The sequence below is a fragment of the Nocardia puris genome (genome assembly GCF_003315035.1).
GTDB classification, from domain to species: Bacteria; Actinomycetota; Actinomycetes; order Mycobacteriales; family Mycobacteriaceae; genus Nocardia; species Nocardia puris.
In genome coordinates this window covers 45,040-63,935 of record NZ_QNRE01000021.1, presented here as the reverse complement: position 1 = coordinate 63,935, position 18,896 = coordinate 45,040, and the positions used below count along the sequence as shown (strand labels likewise).

Sequence of the window (18,896 nt, the reverse complement as noted above, 5' to 3'; positions counted from 1 at the left end):
TGCCACTGTGCGAAGGGTTTTCGTGATCGGCGTCGGCATGACGCCGTTCGTCAAGATCGGTGCGCGCGACCGGACCTATCCGGACCTGGCGGGCGCGGCGGTGCGGGCGGCGCTGGCCGACGCGGGCGTCGAATACGACCGGATCGACAGGGCCGCGGCGGGTTACGTCTTCCAGCCGTCGGCGGCCGGGCAGCGCGTGCTCTACGACGTCGGGCTCACCGGTCTACCGGTCGTCAACGTGTCCAACAACTGCGCGACGGGCTCCACGGCCCTGATGCTGGCCGCCGAGTGGGTCGCCGCGGGCACGGCCGAGGTGACGCTCGCGCTCGGCTTCGAGCAGATGACCAAGGAGTCGATGGCCGCACCCGCCGAACCGCCGCCGGTCACGACCATCGACGCCCACTTACGCGTGATGGCCGAGCGCCACGAGTTCGGCACCGCGCCGGTCACCACCCAGTTCTTCGGCAACGCGGCCGCCGAGCACAGGAGCCGCTACGGCACCACGGCCGAGCAACTGGCGGCGGTGGCGGTGAAGAACCACGAGCACTCGACGCGAAATCCCTTGGCGCAGTTCCAGCGTCCGTATTCGCTGCGCGAGGTGCTCGACGACCACCCGGTGCACGGGCCGCTCACCCGGTCGCAGTGCTCCCCCATGTCCGACGGCGCGGCCGCGGCCGTGCTCGCCTCCGAGGACTTCGTCGACCGGCACGGGTTGCGCGCACAGGCGGTGGAGATCCTCGCCCAGGAGATCGTCACCGACACCGCCGAGGCCTTCGCGACCGGCTCCCTGATCGACGTCATCGGCGCACCGATGACAAGGCGTGCCGCGCAACGGGTCTGGGAACGCACGGGCGTCGGGATCGCCGACGTGGACGTGATCGAGCTGCACGACTGCTTCTCCATCAACGAGCTCGTCACCTACGAAGCGCTCGGCCTGTGCGCCGAGGGCGAATCGGGCAAGCTCGTCGAGTCCGGGGCCACCACCTACGGCGGACGCTGGGTGGTGAACCCCTCCGGCGGGCTCATCTCCAAGGGCCACCCGCTCGGCGCGACCGGACTCGCCCAGACCGCCGAACTGTCCTGGCAGCTCCGGGGACTCGCGGACGCCCGCCAGGTCCCGGGCGCGCGCCTAGCCCTCGCCCACAATCTCGGCCTCGGCGGTGCGTGCTCGGTCACGCTCTACGCCGCACCGTCCCCCGTCCCCGCCTGACTTCCGGAGCCGCACACCATGATTCGACCGAATACCGACGACCAGCTCCGCCTGCCCGTGCACAACGGCCACTCCTTGCTCGCGGGCCTGCGCAGGCATCGCCACGATCCGGTGCTCACCCTCGGCGACGCCGTGCTCACCGGCGCCGAGGTCACCGACGCGATCGGCCGCTACGCCACCGCGCTGGCCGCCCACGGCGTCGACACCGGCACGCCCGTGGGCGTGCTGGCGCTCAACCGTCCCGAGGTGCTGTTCACCATCGGCGCGGGCCAGATCCGCGGGCATCGCCGCACCGCGCTGCACCCCATGGGCGGACTGGACGATCACGCCTACGTCCTCGACGACGCGGGCATCTCGGTGCTCATCCTCGATCCGCTGCCGCCCTTCGTCGAACGCGCCCGCGCCCTGGTGGATCTCGTGCCGGGACTGACGAAAGTGCTTGTGCTGGGCCCGGTTCCGGAGCAACTCGCCGACGTGGGCGTGGACTTGCTGGCGACGGTGGAGCAGACGCCGTCCGGCCCGGTGGAGGCCACCGAACTGCCGCCAGATCACGTGGTGTCGGTCAGCTACACCGGCGGCACCACCGGCAAGCCGAAGGGCGTGGTCGGGACCGCGCTGGGCATGGCGACGATGACGCAGATCCAGCTCGCCGAATGGGAGTGGCCGCACCGCCCGAAGTTCCTGGTGTGCACGCCGCTCTCGCACGCGGGTGCGGCGTTCTTCGTGCCGACCGTCCTGCTGGGCGGGCACTGCGTGGTGGTGCCCCGCTTCGATCCGGGCGAGGTGCTGCGCGTCATCGAGGAGCACCGGATCACCGCGACGATGCTGGTGCCGTCGATGCTCTACGCGTTGCTCGACCACCCCGACATCGCCACCCGCGACCTCTCCTCGCTCGAGACCGTCTACTACGGGGCTTCCGCGATCGACCAGCATCGCCTGCAAGAGGCGATCGACCGGTTCGGCCCGATCTTCGCGCAGTACTACGGCCAGTCCGAGGCGCCGATGGTGATCAGCTACCTCGGCAAGAGTGAGCATGATCGCGCCCGGCTCACCTCCTGCGGCAGGCCCTCGCACGCGCTGCGCGTCGCGCTGCTCGATACCGAAGGGCAGCGCGTCCCGGAGGGCGAGGTCGGGGAGATCTGCGTGTCCGGCCCGCTGCTCGCCGCCGGGTATCTCGGCCTGCCGGAGACCACGGCCGAGACGTTCCGCGACGGCTGGCTGCGCACCGGGGACCTGGCGCGCGAGGACGCCGACGGCTTCCTGCACATCGTGGGCCGCAGCAAGGACATGATCGTCACCGGCGGATTCAACGTCTTCCCCCGCGAGATCGAGGATGTCGTCGCCGAGCACCCCGACGTCGCCGACGTGGCGGTGGTGGGCGTGCCCGACGCGCACTGGGGCGAGGCCGTCACCGCCGTGGTGGTGCTGCGCGCGGGCGACGGGCACGACCGCGACGCCATCACCGCGCAGATCCAGCGCACGGTGAAGCAGCGCAAGGGTTCGGTGCAATCGCCCAAGCACGTCTTGTTCACCGGACCGCTGCCGCTCACCGGGCTGGGCAAGCCGGACAAGAAGAAGATCCGCGAGATCGCCGCCGCCGCAATCGAATCCGGGGCTCCGGTCCGGTGAGCGCGTGCCTGACTACAATGCAGTCGTGACCAGTGCCATCGAGCGGGACGGCGCCGCGCCGCCCACCACCGAGCAGCGGTTGGTGGCGGCGGCGGAGCGCCTGTTCGCCGAGCGCGGGATCGACGCCGTCTCGCTGCGCGCGGTGATGACCGAGGCGGGCACCAACGTGGCGTCGGTCCACTACCACTTCGGGTCCAAGGACGCCCTGATCAGCGCGGTGGTGCGGCGGCGCAGCGAGGCCGTGGCCTCCCGGCGCGCGGCCCTGCTCGACGCCATGGAGTCCGCGGGCGACCCCACGCCGCGCGGTCTGGCCGAGGCGTTCGTGCTGCCGGTGTGGGAGCTGGCCTGCGGCGAGGGCGCGTCGTGGGTGAAGTTCATCGCCGGCATCCTGGCCGGAGGACATCAGGCGCTCGCGCTGGTCAGCGAGGGATTCACCGACCAGGCCGTGCGCTTCACCTCGCTGATGGGGCGCATCGACCCGGATCTGCCCCGCCCCACCGTGCGCTTCCGCCTGGCCCAGGCGATGACGCTCACCTTCCACGCCCTCGGCGACCTGCACAGCACCCGCGACCTGGTCGCGCTCTCCGGTGTCGACATCACGCCCGAGCAGGCGAAAGCCGAACTCATCGATGTCGTCACCGCCATACTCACCGGCCCGCCCGACAGCCCCCGTTCCGAGAGGAAAGCCCCGTGAAGACCCGATTGCGTTGCCCCTGCGGCGAATTGATCACCGGCTCCGACGAAGACGATCTGGTGGAGAAGACCCGCGCGCACCTCACCGAGAACCATCCCGGTCACGACTACTCGCGCGACGAGATCCTGTTGTTCGCGTACTGAGCTCGCGCACTCACGAACCGCTCACGCGGGGCAGCCGTTCACCGTCGACGGCGTCGATCTCCGAATCGATCCACGCGCCGAGCATGCGCGCGGTCATCTCGATCGCCTCCTGCCGCTGCCGCTGGTCGACCTCGAGCGCCGAGGCGCGCAGCACGGCGGCGAAGCCGGTGTTGATGAACACGAACGTCATCACGTCGTACTCGCGGTCGTCACCGGGGCCGAGGATCTGGATGATGAGCACCTTCACCAACAGGTGCAGCCGGGGTTCGAACTCCGGGATGCCGCTGTTGTAGAACTGCACGCCGGCCACCAGCGCGCGCACCAGCTCCGCGTTGGCCACCAGTTCCTCGGTGATGACGGTGAGGATGTCGGACACGATCTGGCGGGACGACTTCTCCGAGAGATCGAAGACCCGCTGGGTGAACCGCCGCTCGATGTCCTCGAGCAGCCGCGAGAGCAGTTCCTCCACGATCACGGTGCGGTCGCTGAAATATCGGTACACGGTCCCGATGCTCAGCCCGGCCTCGGAGGCGATGCGGTTCGTGGACGTGTTCGCGATGCCGCGCTCGCCGAACAGGCGGGCCGCGGTGTCGAGAATGTGCTCACGGGTTGCCTTCGCCCGTTCCTGGGTGGGACGGCGACGTTGTCCCACAGCCTTCGCTGGCACCGTGTAGTCCTCCTGTCCTCGGCCCACTCACTCCTCGGGGCACCGCCCGGCCCGAGCCGCCGAGGTTGCCCCGATTCAACTATCGGCCATCACCGGCCGCCCGGACCCCGTCGGCACGGTGGTAGATCACCCAGAATCCACGCACCGCCCTTGTGCCCGGCACCAATGCGCGCACCGGCCGCGACAGCCGTCCACGAAAAGTGAGCTTCCGGCGATCATAGTGTTCTTCCCGCTTGCCCGAGCGGCGTTTTCGAGGATGAAATCGCAGGTAGCGGGCAGGAACTACGCCGGAGCGGTCAGGTGCGAAGGAGAGTAGAAGGTGAGTGGGTGCTCGAATTACAGTTCACGCTGGGTGAACTGCTCGCGGCGGGCCGGGTCGGCACGACGCATTCGCCGGTCGCGAGCCCGCGGTGACAAGGAGGTCTGCCCGTGACGATTCAGAGCATCAATCGTCCCGCACCGGTCGGTTCCGGGAACCCGATCGCGATCCCTCCGCACGAGGTTCACGAGATGGCCAGGCAACTCGTCGCCGGGCTCAAGAGCTCGGGAACGCCGTGCGGGTCCCTGCCCGCCGACGCGGCCGTCGTCGCCCGCGTCTGCCTGGACCGGGTGATCGACCGGATGAACGGCTCGTCGGGGGACGGCGCGGCCGACGCGCTGCACGCGGCGGCCGCCGGCTGGGCGCGCGACGGCATCCCGATCGACGTGGCGCTGCACGTCCTGCATCGCGGCTTCACCGCGGCGCTGGAGCTGATCCTGGGCCGGGTGCGCGCCGCCGGACAGGCCGACGTGGTCGCCTGCGCCGACGCGATCCTGCACGTGCTCGACGCGGTGACGGCCGCGGTGGGCAAGGCGTATGTGCGCGAGCACAAAGCGGCGGCGGCCGAACACCATACGGCCGTGCACAACCTGACCTCGGCACTGCTCGGCGGCAACACCAGCTCGTCGCTGGCCAGGGAGAGCGGACTGCCGGTCGCCGACCGGTACCACGTGCTGGCCGTCTCGTTGCCGCCCCATTCCGACGAATGCGACCCCCGGCTCGACGGCCGGGTGGTCGCGCGGCGCAAGCTCCGCAGGGTGCAGGCCTCGCTGGCCGATCAGTTCGGCGACCGGGTGCTGTCGCTGCTGTCGGTGAACGGCGGCACGGTGCTCTTCCCGGCGAACCTGCGCGACGACCGCGAAGTCGACGACGTGGTACGTCAATTGTCCGACGCCGCACGGGTTCCGGTGATCGCGACGCTGGTGACGGCAAGCGCCGAGGAGGTGGCGGGCGCCGCGCAGCAGGCCCACGAACTGCTCGACATGCTCGAACGCCTCGGTGGCGAATCCGGCCTGCACCGATTCTCCGATTTGGCGCTGTATTACCAGCTGACCAGGCCCGGCACCGGGCGCGAGGCGTTGCGCGCGCACCTCGCTCCCTTGGACGACCATCCGGAACTGCTGACGACGCTGCGCGACTACCTCGACCACGAGCACGACCGCCGCCGCACGGCCCGCCACCTGCACGTGCATCCCAACACGGTCGACTACCGGCTGCGCCGCATCGCCCAGCTCACCGGCCTGGACCCGGGCAAGCCCGACCAGATCTGGATCCTGCGTTCCGCCATGGCCGCCCGCGCCGCCGAACCCGTCCCCGAAATCCGTTCCGCCTGAACCGGCGGCCCGCATTTCTTCCGGACCGCCGAATTCTCGGCGGCTACAGTGAGCGCGTATGAGGCCCGGATTTCTGTTGTCCGCAGTGGCGCGCCTGCTTCTCTCGGTGCTCGCCGGGGTGATGGTCGGGGTGCCGGTGGGAATCACCACGCGGGTGCCGTTGGGGATTGTTTCCGGAATCACCGCCACCGCCACGGTTTTCGTGATCGCCGGGTGGCTGGTGTTGTGGCCGATGGACGAGCACCGCACGCGAGCGGTGGTGCGGCGCGAGGATTTCCGGCCGCTGGTGGACGAACTCGTGGTGGTCGCGGCGGCGCTGAGCGGTCTGGTCGGCATCGTGGTGATCCTGGTGCTGGGCAGCTCCGGCGCAGGTCACGCGGCCGCGGCGACCGCGCTGGGCGGGGTGTTCATGGCGTGGGCGGCGCTGCACCTGATGTATGCCACGCGGTACGCGTATCTGTACTACGCCGAACCGATCGGCGGCATCGATTTCAATAACGAAGACGAACAACCCGCCTATCGCGATTTCTTCTATTTCAGCTACAACCTCGGCATGACCTATCAGGTCTCCGACACCGATGTGTCGAGCCGGACCATTCGGGCGGTCGCGCTGCGGCACAATCTGCTGTCCTATGTGTTCGGCACCGTCATCCTCGCGACCACCATCAATCTGGTCGCCGGAATCGCGACCGGCTGATACCCCTCGGCACCGGAGCACGAGGACTACCATTCGGTGCAGCAGCCCGATTTCCGATGTGTCACGAAGACCCGCTGCCGCGCGCCCTCGCGGCGGCCTGGCGAAGGGTGCGGCGATGACCAGAGGTTCCGTCGAAGATCGCGATACCGGCCACGAGTCCGACGACGGCAGGCCGGAATTCCATCCCTATCACCACCCCGCCGCCGGGTGGGGCGCCGCCGAGAGCGTCACCCGTTTCCTGGCGAAGGAGGGCGAGGGCATCGCGGGGCCGCGCGCCATCCTCAAGATGAACCACGAGAACGGCGGCTTCGACTGTCCCGGCTGCGCCTGGCCCGACGACACCAAGGGCTTGCACCTCGACATCTGCGAGAACGGCATCAAACACGTCGCGTGGGAGATGACGCACAAGCGGGTCGACGCGGCGTTCTTCGCCCGGCACACGGTGACCGAGCTGTCGGGATGGAGTGAATTCGAGCTGGAGAACCAGGGCAGGCTCACCGAGCCGATGAGCTACGACCCCGCCACCGACCGCTACCTCCCGATCTCGTGGCCGGAGGCGTTCGAGCTGGCCGGGCGCACGCTGCGCGAACTCGACGACCCGAACCAGGCCGCCTTCTACACCTCGGGCCGCCTCGGCAACGAGGCCACCTTCCTGTATCAACTGCTGGCGCGCGAGCTGGGCACGAACAACCTGCCCGACTGCTCCAACATGTGCCACGAGGCGAGCGGGCGCGCCTTGCAGGCGGCGCTGGGCACCGGCAAGGGCACCGTCGACCTGGCCGACTGGGAGACCGCCGACGCGCTGTTCATCTTCGGCGTGAACGCCGCCTCCAACGCGCCGCGCATGCTCACCGCCCTGGTCGAGGCCTACCGGCGCGGCGCGCGGATCGTGCACGTGAACCCGCTGGTCGAGGCGGCGGCGCGGCGCGCGATCATCCCGCACGACTTCGTGAAGATGGCCACCTTCCGCGCGACCCCTACCAGCACGCTCAACCTGCAACCGCGCATCGGCGGCGATATGGCCGTGCTGCGCGGCATCGCCAAGGCCGTGTTCGAGGAGTCGGCCGCGAACCCGAAGGCTTTGGACCGCCAGTTCATCGAGCGCTACACCGCCGGTTACGAGGACTACCGCGCGGTGTGCGAGGCGACCACCTGGGCCGAGCTCGAACAGCGCTCGGGTGTGCGCGCCGAGGAGATCCGCAAGGCCGCGCGCATCTACTGCGACGCCGACCGCAGCATCGTCAGCTGGTGCCTGGGCGTCACGCAGCACGAGCACGGCGTCGACACCGTCCGCGAGATCGTGAATCTGCTGCTGTTGCGCGGCAATCTGGGTCGCGAGGGCGCGGGTCCCTCGCCCGTGCGCGGGCACAGCAATGTGCAGGGCAACCGCACCTGCGGCATCGATCACCGCCCGAGCCAGGACTTCCTGAACCGGCTGGCGCTCGTGTGCGGGATCGACCCGCCGCGCGAACACGGTATGGACACGGTCGCGACCATAGACGCCATGCACGCGGGCCGGGTGCGCGTATTCGTCGGTATGGGCGGCAATTTCGCGATCGCCGCGCCCGACACCGCCTACACGTTCGACGCGCTGCGCCGGTGTGAGCTGACCGTGCAGGTGAGCACCAAGCTCAACCGGAGCCACCTGGTGCACGGCCGGCGCGCGCTGATCCTGCCGTGCCTGGGCCGCACCGAGAAGGACGTGCAGCGCGGCGGCGTGCAGGCGACCTCGGTGGAGGACTCGATGAGCATGGTGCACCTGTCGGTCGGGATGAAGAAGCCCGCGTCCCCGCACCTGCTCTCCGAACCGGCGATCATCGCCGGGATCGCGCGCGCCGCGCTGCCCGACAGCCCCACGCCGTGGGAGCACTACATCGAGAACTACGACCGGATCCGCGACACCATGGCCGAGGTGTTCGACGGCTTCGAGGATTTCAACCGCCGCGTACGGTTGCCGCTCGGGTTCCGGATCCGCCAGCCCGCACGGGAATTGGTGTTCCGCACGCCCTCGGGCCGCGCCGAGTTCTCCGCCGCGCCACTGCCCGACGGCACGCGCGAACCCGGCACGCTCACCCTTGCCACGATGCGGGCGCACGATCAGTGGAACACCACCATCTACTCCGAGAACGATCGCTATCGCGGTGTGAAGAACCTGCGCACACTGGTTTTCATGAATGCCGACGATATGCGCGAGCGCGGTCTGTCCGAATTCGACGAGGTCGACATCACCAGCATCGCCCGCGACGGCACCACTCGCTCCCTGCACCGCTACCAGGCGATTCCCTACGACATCCCGCCCGGGTGTGCCGCCGGCTACATGCCGGAGATGAACGTGCTGTGCGCGATCGGCGATTACAGCACGCAGAGCGATCAGCCGATCATGAAGAATCTCACGGTCCGCATCGAACCCAGTCCGGTGGGATGAAATCCCGGTCTTCTTGATACTGCGCGACAAGGTATCGGCGTCGAATTGGTTTCCGGCGCAGAATTGTTTACGCCGATTTCGCCGTAGTGCGGATCCGTGATTAGAGTCGGCCCGGCCGGATGTGCCGGGCACGCGGTTGATCGTGCTCGGCGCGGCCGACGAACTCCCGCCGATCCGCCGACTCTCGGGCGCCATGGATGCCGCCCGCACCGAGCTGAGTGCGCTGTCGCGCCCGCCGGCCAGGACTGAACGGAAAACCCCGATATGTGCGCCCTCTGCGGCATCGCCGACTTCACCGAACCGGTCGACCCGCGCCCCGTCGCGGCCATGTGCGCGATACAGCGCCACCGCGGCCCCGACGACCACACCACCTGGCACGACCGGCACATCGCCCTCGGCTTCCAGCGCCTGTCCATCGTGGACGTGGCCCACGGCGCGCAGCCCGTGGCCGACGAGACCGGCCGGGTGCGCGCCCTGCTCAACGGCGAGATCTACAACCACCGGCGGTTGCGCCGGGAGCTGGCGGCGCGCGGGCACCGGTTCCGCAGCGACAGCGACGCGGAGGTGATCCCGCACCTCTACGAGGAGTACGGGGAGCGGTTCGCCGACCATCTGGACGGGGATTTCGGCATCGCGATCTGGGACGCCGCGCGGCGGCGGTTGACGCTGGCCCGCGACCGCGTGGGCGTCAAACCGCTCTTCTACCACCGGCGTGGCAGCCGGATCACCTTCGCGTCCGAGATCAAGGGCATCTTCGCGGCCGGGGTGTGCGCACCGGAGATCGACCCGCAGGGGTTGAGCGACTGCCTGTTCTACGGGCACACGATCGCGCCGGGCACCTTCTGGCGCGACGTGCGCGATCTGGAACCCGGGACCGTGCTCACCGCCGATGCCGACGGTGTGCGAATTCGGCGGTACTTCAGCATCTTTCAGCGCCCCGATCCCGACGCGCCGCTGCTCACCGGCCGCGCGGCGGTCGAGGCGTTCGACGAGGCGTTCACCGCCGCGGTGGCCAAACGCGTTCCCGACGAGGTCGAGGCCGGTATCGCGTTGAGCGGCGGGCTCGATTCCTCCGCCATCGCCGCCGTCGCCGCGCGGCGCTGCGACGCGCCGCTGACCACGCTCAGCGTGCGGCTGGACGGTGCGATCCACGACGAGACCGAGATGTCGCGGCTGGTGGCGGAGTCGCTGCGGGTGCCGAACCACGAGGCCGAGATGACCGGGGCGCGGGCCTGTGAGCTGCTGCCGAAGAGCATGTGGCACTTCGAATCCCCGTTCTGGTACGGCGGCGTCGCCTCCCCCTTCCTGGACCTGACGGCGCTGGCCCGCGACCGGGGACTCAAGGTCGCGATGAGCGGCGACGGCTCCGACGAACTGCTCGCCGGGTACGACTTCTACCGGTTGATGCGGCTGAGTTCGCGTTTGGAGACCATGCGTCTGGACTTCCTGCAACCGATGGTGTGGCGGCAGGCGACGAAGTGGATCGGCGCGCCCAGCGGCATCGACCGCCACATCGTCGACCTCGCCACGCGCCGTGGGCAATACACGGATAAGTACGGGCAGATGCCGCCCTGGGTGTACCTGTGGAGCGCGCTGTCGGGCACAGCGCGACCGGCCGTGCTCACGGATCTTCCTGAGCCGTCGGCACTTCCGCGCCCGCCCGAGCACACCACCCTGCACCGGCAGATGCATTTCGAGTTCCACACGCGGCTGCCGCACTGGGTGCTGCCGATCTCCGACCGGCTCGGGATGGCGCACGGCATCGAGGTGCGGGTGCCGTTCCTGGACCGCGACGTGCTCGACGTCTGCGCGGAGATCGATCCGGGCATGCTGGTGCGCCTGGGCACCGAGAAGTACGTGCTCAAGCGGGCGATGGCACCGCTGCTGCCCAAGCCGATCGTGCGGCGGCGCAAGAAGCCGTTCATGACACCGGTCGGCGCCTGGTACCTCAGCGGCCCCGGTGCGGACCTCGCCGCCGACCACCTCTCCCGCGACGCCGTGCGCCGCTACGGATTGTTCGATCCCGAAGTGACGGAACGGATCTGGCGCACCGCCGTGGATCAGCCGGGCACCTGGGCGGGCAGTACGGCCGAGTGGGCGTCGATGGCGATCCTGTGCACGCACCTGGTGGTCGACCAGTTCAGCGCCGAGCGGTTCGCGTCGGGGGCTATCGCGGGAGCGGCGTCGTGATCCCGTCGCTGCCCCGCGTCGCCGAATGGCACGAACTGGCCCTGCACGCCGCCGCGCAGCCGGGGCTGGCGTTGCTCGCGCCCCTGGGGGCGGTGACCGCGCCGATCCGCAAGGTGCCGAAATTCGGCTGGGTGGTGTCGGATCCGGAGCTCGCGCGCGAAGTGCACCGGGACAGTGAGCATTTCAGCATCGCGGCCGACGGTGCGTCGGGGCACTGGTGGTCGCAGATGCTGGGCGATTTCGCCGCCGACCGGTTCGAGGGCCCCGCGCACCAGCAGTTGCGGGCGGGGCTCGGCGATCTGTTCTCCCGGCCCGCCTCGGAGCATCTGGTGGAGACGTCGACGGGCGTGCTACTCGAGCGGCTGCGCACCGATCTGGCGGCGGGCCGCACCGTCGACATCGCCGAGTTCGGCAAGGTGTTCACGGCGAGCGCGATGGTCGATATCGCCGGGCTGCCGCGCGAAACCGGCACCGCCGCACCGTATGTCGAGTACTTCGCCGCGATGGAGCGGTTGGCCGACCTCGGCAAGGGCAACTGGTCCACCACACGGGTACCCGCGCGCAATCAGCGCAAGGGGCGCGCGCTGTCGGCGCTGATCGGCGCGACCGTGGATCAGGCCTACGACTCGGCCGGTCCGGATACCGTGATCGGCCGGTGCCGCGAGCTGGGGTTGACGCTCGAGCAGACGCGCGGGTTCACCGTGCTGCTCGTGGTGGCGGGAACCGTCACGCTGGCCAGCACGCTCGGCAGGCTCGTCGCGCTGCTGCACGACACCGGCGACCAGCACCGGCTCCTCGGCGACGCCGGCCTGATCCCCGAAGCCGTGCGGGAGGGGCTGCGGGTGACGAGTTCGATGCCCGTGGTGGGGCGCGGGGTTGTCGGCGACGTCGAACTGGGCGGGAAGCATCTGCGCGCGGGCGACCGCGTGAAGGTGATGACCTGGTACATCGACAATTCCGTAGGCCGGTTCGACCTGGACCTCGGCTACGTGGCGCGCACCCGGCAGCTCTGGTTCGGGGGCGGTAAGCACTTCTGCCTCGGCGCCGCGCTCACCCACGTGCAGATGACGCGCTTCCTCGAGGTGCTGCTCGCCGCGGGCCGGCCGTGGGAGATCACCCGCCGCCGTTACCGTTTCAACGCGTTCGTCCCGCTTTATCGCACGCTGGACATCCGGCTGCGCTGACGCGGGTTCGTGGGGACGCCGCAACACCCGGACGCGGTGTAGGTGTTGGCAGGTGCCGTCGCCGCGCCTGGGGCCACCGGCGTCAGGGCATCGACCGCGAGTGCGGGCGGCGACTCGATACGTGCCGCGCCGCTCCGACGGGAACAGCTTCGAGCACGGGAACGTGCCCCGGGCGACGAACACGGGGACATGCCCCGTACGACGCATTGCGTTGAGGTCAGGCGGTTTCGAGCGTCGTATGGACCGGGATCGTGCCGGTGGAGATGTCGAGGACCGGGCAGTGGGCGTCGACGGCGCGCTGGAGTTCCTCGTAGCGTTCCGGGGATTCGGGGCCGGTGACGCGCACGGTGACGCGGACCTGCTGGAAACCGGGGCGCACGGTGTCGTCGAGGCCGAAGAAGCCGCGCACGTCGAGATCACCCTCGGCGGAGATCGCCAGATCGTCGACCTGGATGCCGAGGCGCTCCGCCCAGAAGCGGTAGGTGACCACCTGGCAGGAGATGAGGGCGGCGAGGTAGTGCTCGACGGGGTTGGCGGCGGTGTTCTCGCCGCCGAGCGCCGGGGGTTCGTCCACGCGCAGGGTGTGCGAACCCGCGCTGATCGCGCTGCCGACGGCGCCCTCCGGCGTGCCGCTCGCGCGAAAGACCACGACGGCGTTCGCGGGATTGTCGGCGACCGCCTTCGCGGTGGCGTCGGTGATGGCGTTGAGCGACAGCGATGTGGTCATCCTTCGCACGGTAGGAATGCCGGGCGGGCGGGGCGACGGTTGCGCTCGGCGTGAATCCAACCCTGGCGCGCCGTCGGGCAGACTCGAGTGATGAGCCGACGCAGTGAACCGAGTCAGCGAGAATCGCCCACGCCGAAGCCGAACTTCGGCGAGGCGGTGGGTTCCGAGGCCCAGTATGACGTCTTCGCCGACGAGTACCTGGAGCACGCGCGCGACGGCTTCTACAACGCGCACTACGACCGGCCCGCGTGCCTGGCGCTGCTCGGCGACGTGGCGGGCCGCGACGTCCTGGACGCGGCGTGCGGTCCCGGCCTCTACGCCGAGGAACTGGCCGCGCGCGGCGCGCGGGTGAGCGGGTTCGACCAGAGCGCGCGGATGGTCGAGTTGAGCCGGGAACGAGTGCCCGGCGGGAACTTTCGCGTGCACGACCTCGGTGAACCGCTGGACTGGGTGGCGGACTCGTCCGTCGACGCGGTGCTCCTGGCCCTGGTGCTGGAGTACGTGGACGACCGGGTCGCGATGCTGCGCGAACTGCGCCGCGTGCTGCGCCCCGACGGCGCACTGGTCCTCTCGCGCCCGCACCCCACGGGCGACTGGCTGCGCCACGGCGGCAACTACTTCGAACCGCGCGTGATCGAGGAGGTGTGGAGTCGCGGGTGGCGCATGCGGTACTGGCTGGCCCCACTCGAACGGACCTGCGAGGAGTTGCGCGCCACCGGCTTCCTGCTCGAACGTGTGCTGGAGCCGCGTCCCACCGCGGCCGCCGCGCACGTCGATCCCGAACGCTACGAACGGCTTTCGCGGGAACCGTCGGGGTTCCTGGCGATCCGGGCCATCCCCGACCCGCGCTGAGCGTCCAGGTCCGGGGCGGTGAACGCGGTCGCCGAGGCGCGATCACGTCGGTGCGGTGGGCTCGAGACCGCGCTCTCGACCCGCAGAGGCCGTCAGCTGACGCATTCACCCGGTGCGGCGCGCTGCCCACACGCTGCGCTCGGTGCGCAGGGTGAGGTCGGCGCGGCGCAGGATGCTGCCGGGGCCGTCGGTGTCGAGCAGGTGGTCGAGGGCGGTGCGGTCGGCCGGGTCGAGGGCGTCGGACACGCTGTGGCGGAGGCGGCGCAGTCCGTTGAGGGCGTAGATGCCGACCGCCGGGTTGTGGGCGCCGTCGATGCGCACGGTGAGCGCGCGTTCCTTGTCGACCGTGAAGCCGGCGGCCGTGAGGATCGGCCCCCAGTCGGCGCCGCGATGGGAAAGGTGCTCGCTGTGGCGGCTGTCGCTCACCGCGTGGCAGCGGTCTTCCAGGCCGGGCCGGTCCTCCGGCGCGTCGGCGGGCAGGAATCGGGGGAATCCGGCCAGCTCGACCACCGCCAGCAGCCCGCCCGGCGCGAGGATGTCGTGCACCCTGCGCAACGCGCGGTCCGGGTCGGCGAGGTGGTGCAGAGAGGCCGACGCCCACACCAGATCGGGCGTGCCGAGCGCGGGCCACTCGGCGGCGTCGAGATCGGCCCGCACCGTGTCCACGCGCCCGTCCACGCCTCGCGCGCAAGCCTTTTCGCGCAGGCGCAGCAGGTGCTCGGCCGACGCGTCGACCGCCGCGATCCGCGCCTCGGGAAAACGGTCCAGCAGGGCGAAGGTGCCCGCCCCGGTCCCGCTGCCCAGATCGACGATCCGCCGGGGCTCGGTCGTGACCGGCAGACCGGCGATGATCGCGGCGGTGTGCTCGGCCAGCACCTCCGCGTCCAGGTCGAGGATGTCGGCTTGATCGTGGTGGCGGGGTGAGTGTGCGTGCGGCATGCCGTCACGCTAGGACGGATAGGCAGTTCTTGGCACGATTTCTTGCGGTATCGGCAAGAAGATTGCTGTACCGGCAATAACCTCCGGCTCCGATGTCGGCCGCGCGAACCCAGGGCCTCACTCCTCGTCGGCGACAGGTTCCGGACGCGGCTGCTCGGCCTGTTTCGGCGCGGCGGGCACCCAACCGCGCAACGGCTGCACGACCGTGCCGTAGAAGGTGTCGGTGGCGGCGGTGACGCTGGTGATGAAGCTCGCGGCGGTGCCCGACCGGCGGCTGCCCATGGGGAACGTGCGCTCTAGAGAGAACGAGGTGAGCGTGCCGCCGCGTCCCTCGGTGAGCGATTTCGGATTCGCGCGCACGGTGTCGAGGAGTTCGCACGCCTCGTTGCCGCGTTCGGAGAACACCGCTTCGACGGTGAGATCGACCGGTGCGCCGTCGAGCTGTTTGACCAGCCAGGAAACGCGCCGCGCCGCCGTGCCCTCGTCGGGGGCGTCGAGGGTGGTGCGGCAGCGGACCTTGTTGGTGCGCACGTCGGCGGCGACGATCAGATCGCCCGCCGTGTCCGGGATGCGCAACACGGTCTCGAATACGCCGTCGGCCGCGAGCCGCTCGGCGACCGCGGCGTTGCGGGCCGCGCGATCGGCCCGATGTTTGCGCGGCAGAACGTGTTTGACGGTGACGCCGAGTTCGGCGGTGAGCCGCAGCGCGAGATGGCGGGACAGTGACACCCAGGTGTCGGCCACCGCCAGCGCCTTCTGATCGCCGGCGCGCAGCGTCCCCGCTGTCACGGCGTCGCGCACCGCCACCCAGTGCCGCCCCATGTCCACGAACTCCGTCGCGCCGGACCGCGGGTGGTCGAGGTAGCGCAGGAATTCACTGAGCAGCCACGCGTGCAGATCCTCCTCGATACCGCCGTGCGACAACAGCATCCGAGCCTCGTGCGCCACCTCAGCCCACGACAGGTGCCGCAACTCGACCTTGGCGAGCTTGCGGCGGTCCACCTCCACCGGCAGCTCGCCCGGCCCGGCCGGCACGTCGTTGGACAGACTCACCACCACGTCGTACTTCTTGCGGCGCGCCACGTCGAGGTAGCTCTCCAGCTGGTCGCGGCGGAGTTTGCCGTTGCCGGTCTTCACCTCGAGCAATCCGGTCCAGGTCCGGCTGCCTCGCATCACTTTCAGCACGGCGTCGGGGATCACCTTCGTCTCGCCCCGCTCGTACTGCACCTCGACGTACGCCTCGAAAGCACCTGCCGGAGCGCCCATTCGAGCGCACAGCGCTCGCGCGAAGGGCCGGACCGCCTGCATGGTCGCGAGCAGCGCCGAGGTGGCGCGGCGCTCCTGCTCCTCGCCCGCGCCCACGCCGACCACGGAGAACAGGCGCGCGGGCTGCCACGTCTCCGATTCGGCCAGTTTGAATTCCGGCGGTTTGGCCTTCTTCACGGCCTTCTTGGCGGTGCGGATGCCCCGGGCGCGGGTGGGCATGCGCGCCGCGGGGCGGGCGGGCTCCGGCGCGCTCGACGAATCGGGCTCCGTTGCCTCGGCTGCGGTTTCCGTTGCCCGAGCGGCAGTTTCGACTTCCCCGGCAGGATCATGTTCGACTTCCCGGGCAAGATCATTCTCGACGTCCTCGACGGGATCGTCGTCCACCGCCACACCGAAATCCGTCGCCAGCCCGGCCAGACCCGAGTCCCACCCCTGGCCGACCGCGCGCACCCGCCACGCGCCGTCGCGCCGGTACACCTCGCCGAAGACGAACGCCGACTCCGTGGTCGCGTCGGCCGTGACGTACTCCGCGAGCGACTGCCCCGCCGCGTCCACGACCAGCAGGGTGAGCTTGCCGAGCGCGCCGAACGTCCCGGCGGACAGGCTCCCGGCCAGCGCGACGGTGTGCACCGATTCGGGGAGCGCTCCCAGGTCGACGGCGATCCGGGCCTGCGCGCCCTCTTCCGTGGCGCTCACCCCGAGGAAGCGCACCGCACCGCAGGACGACTCCGGCTGGTTGTAGAAGACGAAGTCGGCGTCGGAGGCCACCGTGCGCGCGGCGCCGAGCAGCAGCGCCGAGGCGTCCACCTCTACCTCCGTCTCGGTCCAGCCGAGGACGACGTCGACGCGGTCCACGTCGGCGGGCAGCGGCACGTTCTGCCCCTTCGACAACGCCGGACACGCCACCGCACCGTCACCGTTCCTCGACATGCACACACCCCGATTCGAAAAGCACCACGCCGGAATAGCTTCCGGAGCACGCTACGGTCTGGGGCGGGCACGCGGGGCCGCCTCCGCCGAGAACTAGGGCATGGGCGGGGAGGAAACCGACCGTTCCCCGGTTCGGCCGTGACAGGATTCGGGGGTCCGGTCGATCCCTCGGAGGTGTGGCGATGTTGATCGAGAAAGAGCGCTGGGCGGGCATCCGGGACGGGTCGGTGACGGTGCTGTTCCGGCGGTGGCGGCACCGGCAGGCGTCGGCGGGCGGGACGTATCGCACCGGCGCGGGGCGGATCGTGGTGGAGAGCATGGCCGAGGTGGACCCGCAGCGGGTGCGGCTGGCGGACGTGCGGGCGGCGGGATACCGGTCGGTGGCGCACATGGTCGCCGACCTGCGGGGCGAGGAAGGTGCCCCGGTGTACATGTTGCGGATCCGGGTGGCGGAGGGCCCCGACCCGCGAGAAGAACTGTCGCACGCGGATCAGTTGTCCGCCGAGGACGTCGCCGCGATCAGTGGCAAGCTCGAGCGGATGGATCGGTCCGGTGCGGACGGGCCGTGGACGCTGGCGACGCTGCGGATCATCGAGCAGATGCCCGCGACCCGCGCGCCGGATCTGGCCGAGCGGCTGGGCCGGGAGCCCGACCGGTTCAAGATCGACGTGCGCAAGCTGAAGAACCTCGGCCTCACCCACAGCCTCGGGGTGGGCTACCGGCTGTCGCCGCGCGGGATCGCCTACCTGCGGGCGCGCGAGAACGCCTAGTTTCGATTCATATTCGATGCGGGTTTCGACCAAACCGCCGCGCGGTGCTGCGCGAAGTCCCTTCCGTCAACTCATCCAGGCGGCCCGAGGCCGCGCGACGGAGGACAGAAGCTATGACGATCATGACACGCACGCTCGCGACGGCCGCGGTGCTGGCCGCCGCGGTGGCGGGTGCGGCGGGCTGCACCGACGACGGATCCGACGGCGAGGCGAGCGCCACCACGACGACCGCCGCCCCCACCACCACGATGACCACCACCGAGATGGGCGCGGCCGCGAACCTGGTGGGACCGGGCTGCGCCGCCTACGCCGAGCAGGTGCCGACCGGAGCGGGCTCGGTGAGCGGGATGGCGCAGGACCCGGTCGCGGTGGCCGCGTCCAATAACCCGCTGCTCACCACGCTGACCGCGGCCGTGTCGGGCCAGGTGAACCCCGAGGTGAACCTCGTCGACACCCTCAACGGCGGGCAGTTCACCGTGTTCGCGCCGGTGGACGCGGCGTTCGAGAAGATCCCGCCGGAGACCATCGACGGGCTGCGCACCGACTCCGAGACCCTCACCGGCATCCTGACCTACCACGTGGTGCCGGGCCAGATCGCGCCCGATCGGATCGCGGGCAGCCACGAGACGGTCGAGGGGTCCGAGGTGACCGTGACCCGCTCCGGCGACACCATCACCGTCGGCGACGCGTCGGTGATCTGCGGTGGAGTGCAGACCGCGAATGCCACGGTGTATCTGATCGACACCGTGCTGATGCCGCCGGCCTGAGGTAGCAAACGCTGGGTGAGCAACGCTTTGTCGAGGCAATCGAGCCTCGATCGGATCCCGCCGAACGCGCCCCGCGCCGGGCCGCGCGCACAGATACGTGCCGCGGCTCGGGTGGGCACCCGCCTTCCCGCGCCCGAAGCAACCACAAGCGAC

The 18,896-nt window shown here is 70.2% G+C and carries 16 protein-coding genes; 12 read left to right on the top strand and 4 right to left on the bottom strand.

Features of this window, described 5'->3' with window-relative positions:
- Window positions 1–7: 7 nt before the first annotated feature.
- Genes DFR74_RS32165 through DFR74_RS32150 form a run of 4 tightly spaced genes read left to right on the top strand, consistent with a single transcriptional unit; the run spans window position 8 to window position 3,676 of the window.
- Entirely contained in the window at window positions 8–1,210 is a 1,203-nt protein-coding gene (locus DFR74_RS32165; protein ID WP_084537926.1) for a thiolase C-terminal domain-containing protein, read from the top strand.
- Window positions 1,211–1,228: 18 nt separating this feature from the next.
- Window positions 1,229–2,839: a fatty-acid--CoA ligase FadD8 gene (fadD8, locus tag DFR74_RS32160; RefSeq protein ID WP_067511457.1), complete on the top strand. Its 1,611-nt coding sequence runs from the start codon at window positions 1,229–1,231 to the stop codon at window positions 2,837–2,839.
- A 25-nt stretch (window positions 2,840–2,864) separates the two neighbouring features.
- Entirely contained in the window at window positions 2,865–3,533 is a 669-nt protein-coding gene (locus DFR74_RS32155) for a TetR/AcrR family transcriptional regulator (RefSeq protein WP_067511458.1), read from the top strand.
- Window positions 3,530–3,676, top strand: a complete 147-nt coding sequence (locus DFR74_RS32150; protein ID WP_067511459.1) for a DUF1059 domain-containing protein — start codon at window positions 3,530–3,532, stop codon at window positions 3,674–3,676. The genes DFR74_RS32155 and DFR74_RS32150 overlap by 4 nt, the downstream gene beginning before the upstream one ends.
- 10 nt (window positions 3,677–3,686) lie before the next feature.
- Here DFR74_RS32150 and DFR74_RS32145 read toward each other — a convergent pair whose 3' ends face one another.
- Window positions 3,687–4,343 (bottom strand): TetR/AcrR family transcriptional regulator, encoded by a 657-nt coding sequence (locus DFR74_RS32145; RefSeq protein ID WP_067511489.1) that lies wholly within the window; start codon window positions 4,341–4,343, stop codon window positions 3,687–3,689.
- A 429-nt stretch (window positions 4,344–4,772) separates the two neighbouring features.
- Here DFR74_RS32145 and DFR74_RS32140 point away from each other — a divergent pair, with 429 nt between their 5' ends.
- The 5 genes from DFR74_RS32140 (at window position 4,773) to DFR74_RS32120 (ending at window position 12,492) form a co-directional block, all read left to right on the top strand.
- Entirely contained in the window at window positions 4,773–5,996 is a 1,224-nt protein-coding gene (locus DFR74_RS32140; RefSeq protein WP_067511460.1) for a PucR family transcriptional regulator, read from the top strand.
- A gap of 58 nt (window positions 5,997–6,054) precedes the next feature.
- Window positions 6,055–6,693 carry a DUF1345 domain-containing protein gene (locus DFR74_RS32135; protein WP_067511461.1) on the top strand — a complete coding sequence of 213 codons (639 nt, stop codon included), beginning with the start codon at window positions 6,055–6,057 and terminating at the stop codon, window positions 6,691–6,693.
- A 115-nt stretch (window positions 6,694–6,808) separates the two neighbouring features.
- Entirely contained in the window at window positions 6,809–9,118 is a 2,310-nt protein-coding gene (locus tag DFR74_RS32130; RefSeq protein WP_067511462.1) for an FdhF/YdeP family oxidoreductase, read from the top strand.
- Window positions 9,119–9,382: 264 nt separating this feature from the next.
- A complete protein-coding gene (gene asnB / locus DFR74_RS32125; protein ID WP_067511463.1) occupies window positions 9,383–11,308 on the top strand; it encodes an asparagine synthase (glutamine-hydrolyzing) in 1,926 nt (641 codons plus the stop codon).
- Window positions 11,305–12,492 (top strand): cytochrome P450, encoded by a 1,188-nt coding sequence (locus DFR74_RS32120; RefSeq protein WP_084537927.1) that lies wholly within the window; start codon window positions 11,305–11,307, stop codon window positions 12,490–12,492. Before asnB ends, DFR74_RS32120 begins: the two co-directional genes overlap by 4 nt.
- A 217-nt stretch (window positions 12,493–12,709) precedes the next feature.
- Here the strand turns inward: DFR74_RS32120 and DFR74_RS32115 are convergent, their stop codons facing one another.
- Window positions 12,710–13,219, bottom strand: a complete 510-nt coding sequence (locus DFR74_RS32115; protein WP_067511464.1) for an OsmC family protein — start codon at window positions 13,217–13,219, stop codon at window positions 12,710–12,712.
- A gap of 90 nt (window positions 13,220–13,309) precedes the next feature.
- Between DFR74_RS32115 and DFR74_RS32110 the strand changes: the two genes are divergently transcribed.
- Entirely contained in the window at window positions 13,310–14,071 is a 762-nt protein-coding gene (locus DFR74_RS32110; RefSeq protein ID WP_067511465.1) for a class I SAM-dependent methyltransferase, read from the top strand.
- Between the two features lie 105 nt (window positions 14,072–14,176).
- On the opposite strand, the gene DFR74_RS32105 is transcribed toward DFR74_RS32110, so the two are convergent.
- Together DFR74_RS32105 and DFR74_RS32100 are read right to left on the bottom strand one after the other, a co-directional pair.
- The gene (locus DFR74_RS32105; protein WP_067511466.1) at window positions 14,177–15,010 is read right to left on the bottom strand and encodes a class I SAM-dependent methyltransferase; all 834 of its coding nucleotides are present in this window, start codon (window positions 15,008–15,010) and stop codon (window positions 14,177–14,179) included.
- 117 nt (window positions 15,011–15,127) lie between these two features.
- On the bottom strand, window positions 15,128–17,182 hold the full coding sequence (locus DFR74_RS32100) for a TerD family protein (RefSeq protein ID WP_113975386.1): 2,055 nt from the start codon (window positions 17,180–17,182) through the stop codon (window positions 15,128–15,130).
- A 206-nt stretch (window positions 17,183–17,388) separates the two neighbouring features.
- Here DFR74_RS32100 and DFR74_RS32095 point away from each other — a divergent pair, with 206 nt between their 5' ends.
- Window positions 17,389–17,976: a hypothetical protein gene (locus DFR74_RS32095; RefSeq protein ID WP_067511491.1), complete on the top strand. Its 588-nt coding sequence runs from the start codon at window positions 17,389–17,391 to the stop codon at window positions 17,974–17,976.
- A 113-nt stretch (window positions 17,977–18,089) separates the two neighbouring features.
- The gene (locus tag DFR74_RS32090; RefSeq protein WP_067511468.1) at window positions 18,090–18,743 is read left to right on the top strand and encodes a fasciclin domain-containing protein; all 654 of its coding nucleotides are present in this window, start codon (window positions 18,090–18,092) and stop codon (window positions 18,741–18,743) included.
- The last annotated feature ends 153 nt before the right edge of the window (window positions 18,744–18,896 follow it).

Bases quoted from the DNA above. Each gene is read 5' to 3' on its own strand.
- fadD8 (WP_067511457.1), top strand. From the start codon at position 1,229: ATGATTCGACCGAATACCGACGACCAGCTCCGCCTGCCCGTGCACAAC.
- DFR74_RS32135 (WP_067511461.1), top strand. From the start codon at position 6,055: ATGAGGCCCGGATTTCTGTTGTCCGCAGTGGCGCGCCTGCTTCTCTCG.
- DFR74_RS32130 (WP_067511462.1), top strand. From the start codon at position 6,809: ATGACCAGAGGTTCCGTCGAAGATCGCGATACCGGCCACGAGTCCGAC.
- asnB (WP_067511463.1), top strand. From the start codon at position 9,383: ATGTGCGCCCTCTGCGGCATCGCCGACTTCACCGAACCGGTCGACCCG.
- DFR74_RS32115 (WP_067511464.1), bottom strand. From the start codon at position 13,219: ATGACCACATCGCTGTCGCTCAACGCCATCACCGACGCCACCGCGAAG.
- DFR74_RS32110 (WP_067511465.1), top strand. From the start codon at position 13,310: ATGAGCCGACGCAGTGAACCGAGTCAGCGAGAATCGCCCACGCCGAAG.
- DFR74_RS32105 (WP_067511466.1), bottom strand. From the start codon at position 15,010: ATGCCGCACGCACACTCACCCCGCCACCACGATCAAGCCGACATCCTC.
- DFR74_RS32095 (WP_067511491.1), top strand. From the start codon at position 17,389: ATGTTGATCGAGAAAGAGCGCTGGGCGGGCATCCGGGACGGGTCGGTG.
- DFR74_RS32090 (WP_067511468.1), top strand. From the start codon at position 18,090: ATGACGATCATGACACGCACGCTCGCGACGGCCGCGGTGCTGGCCGCC.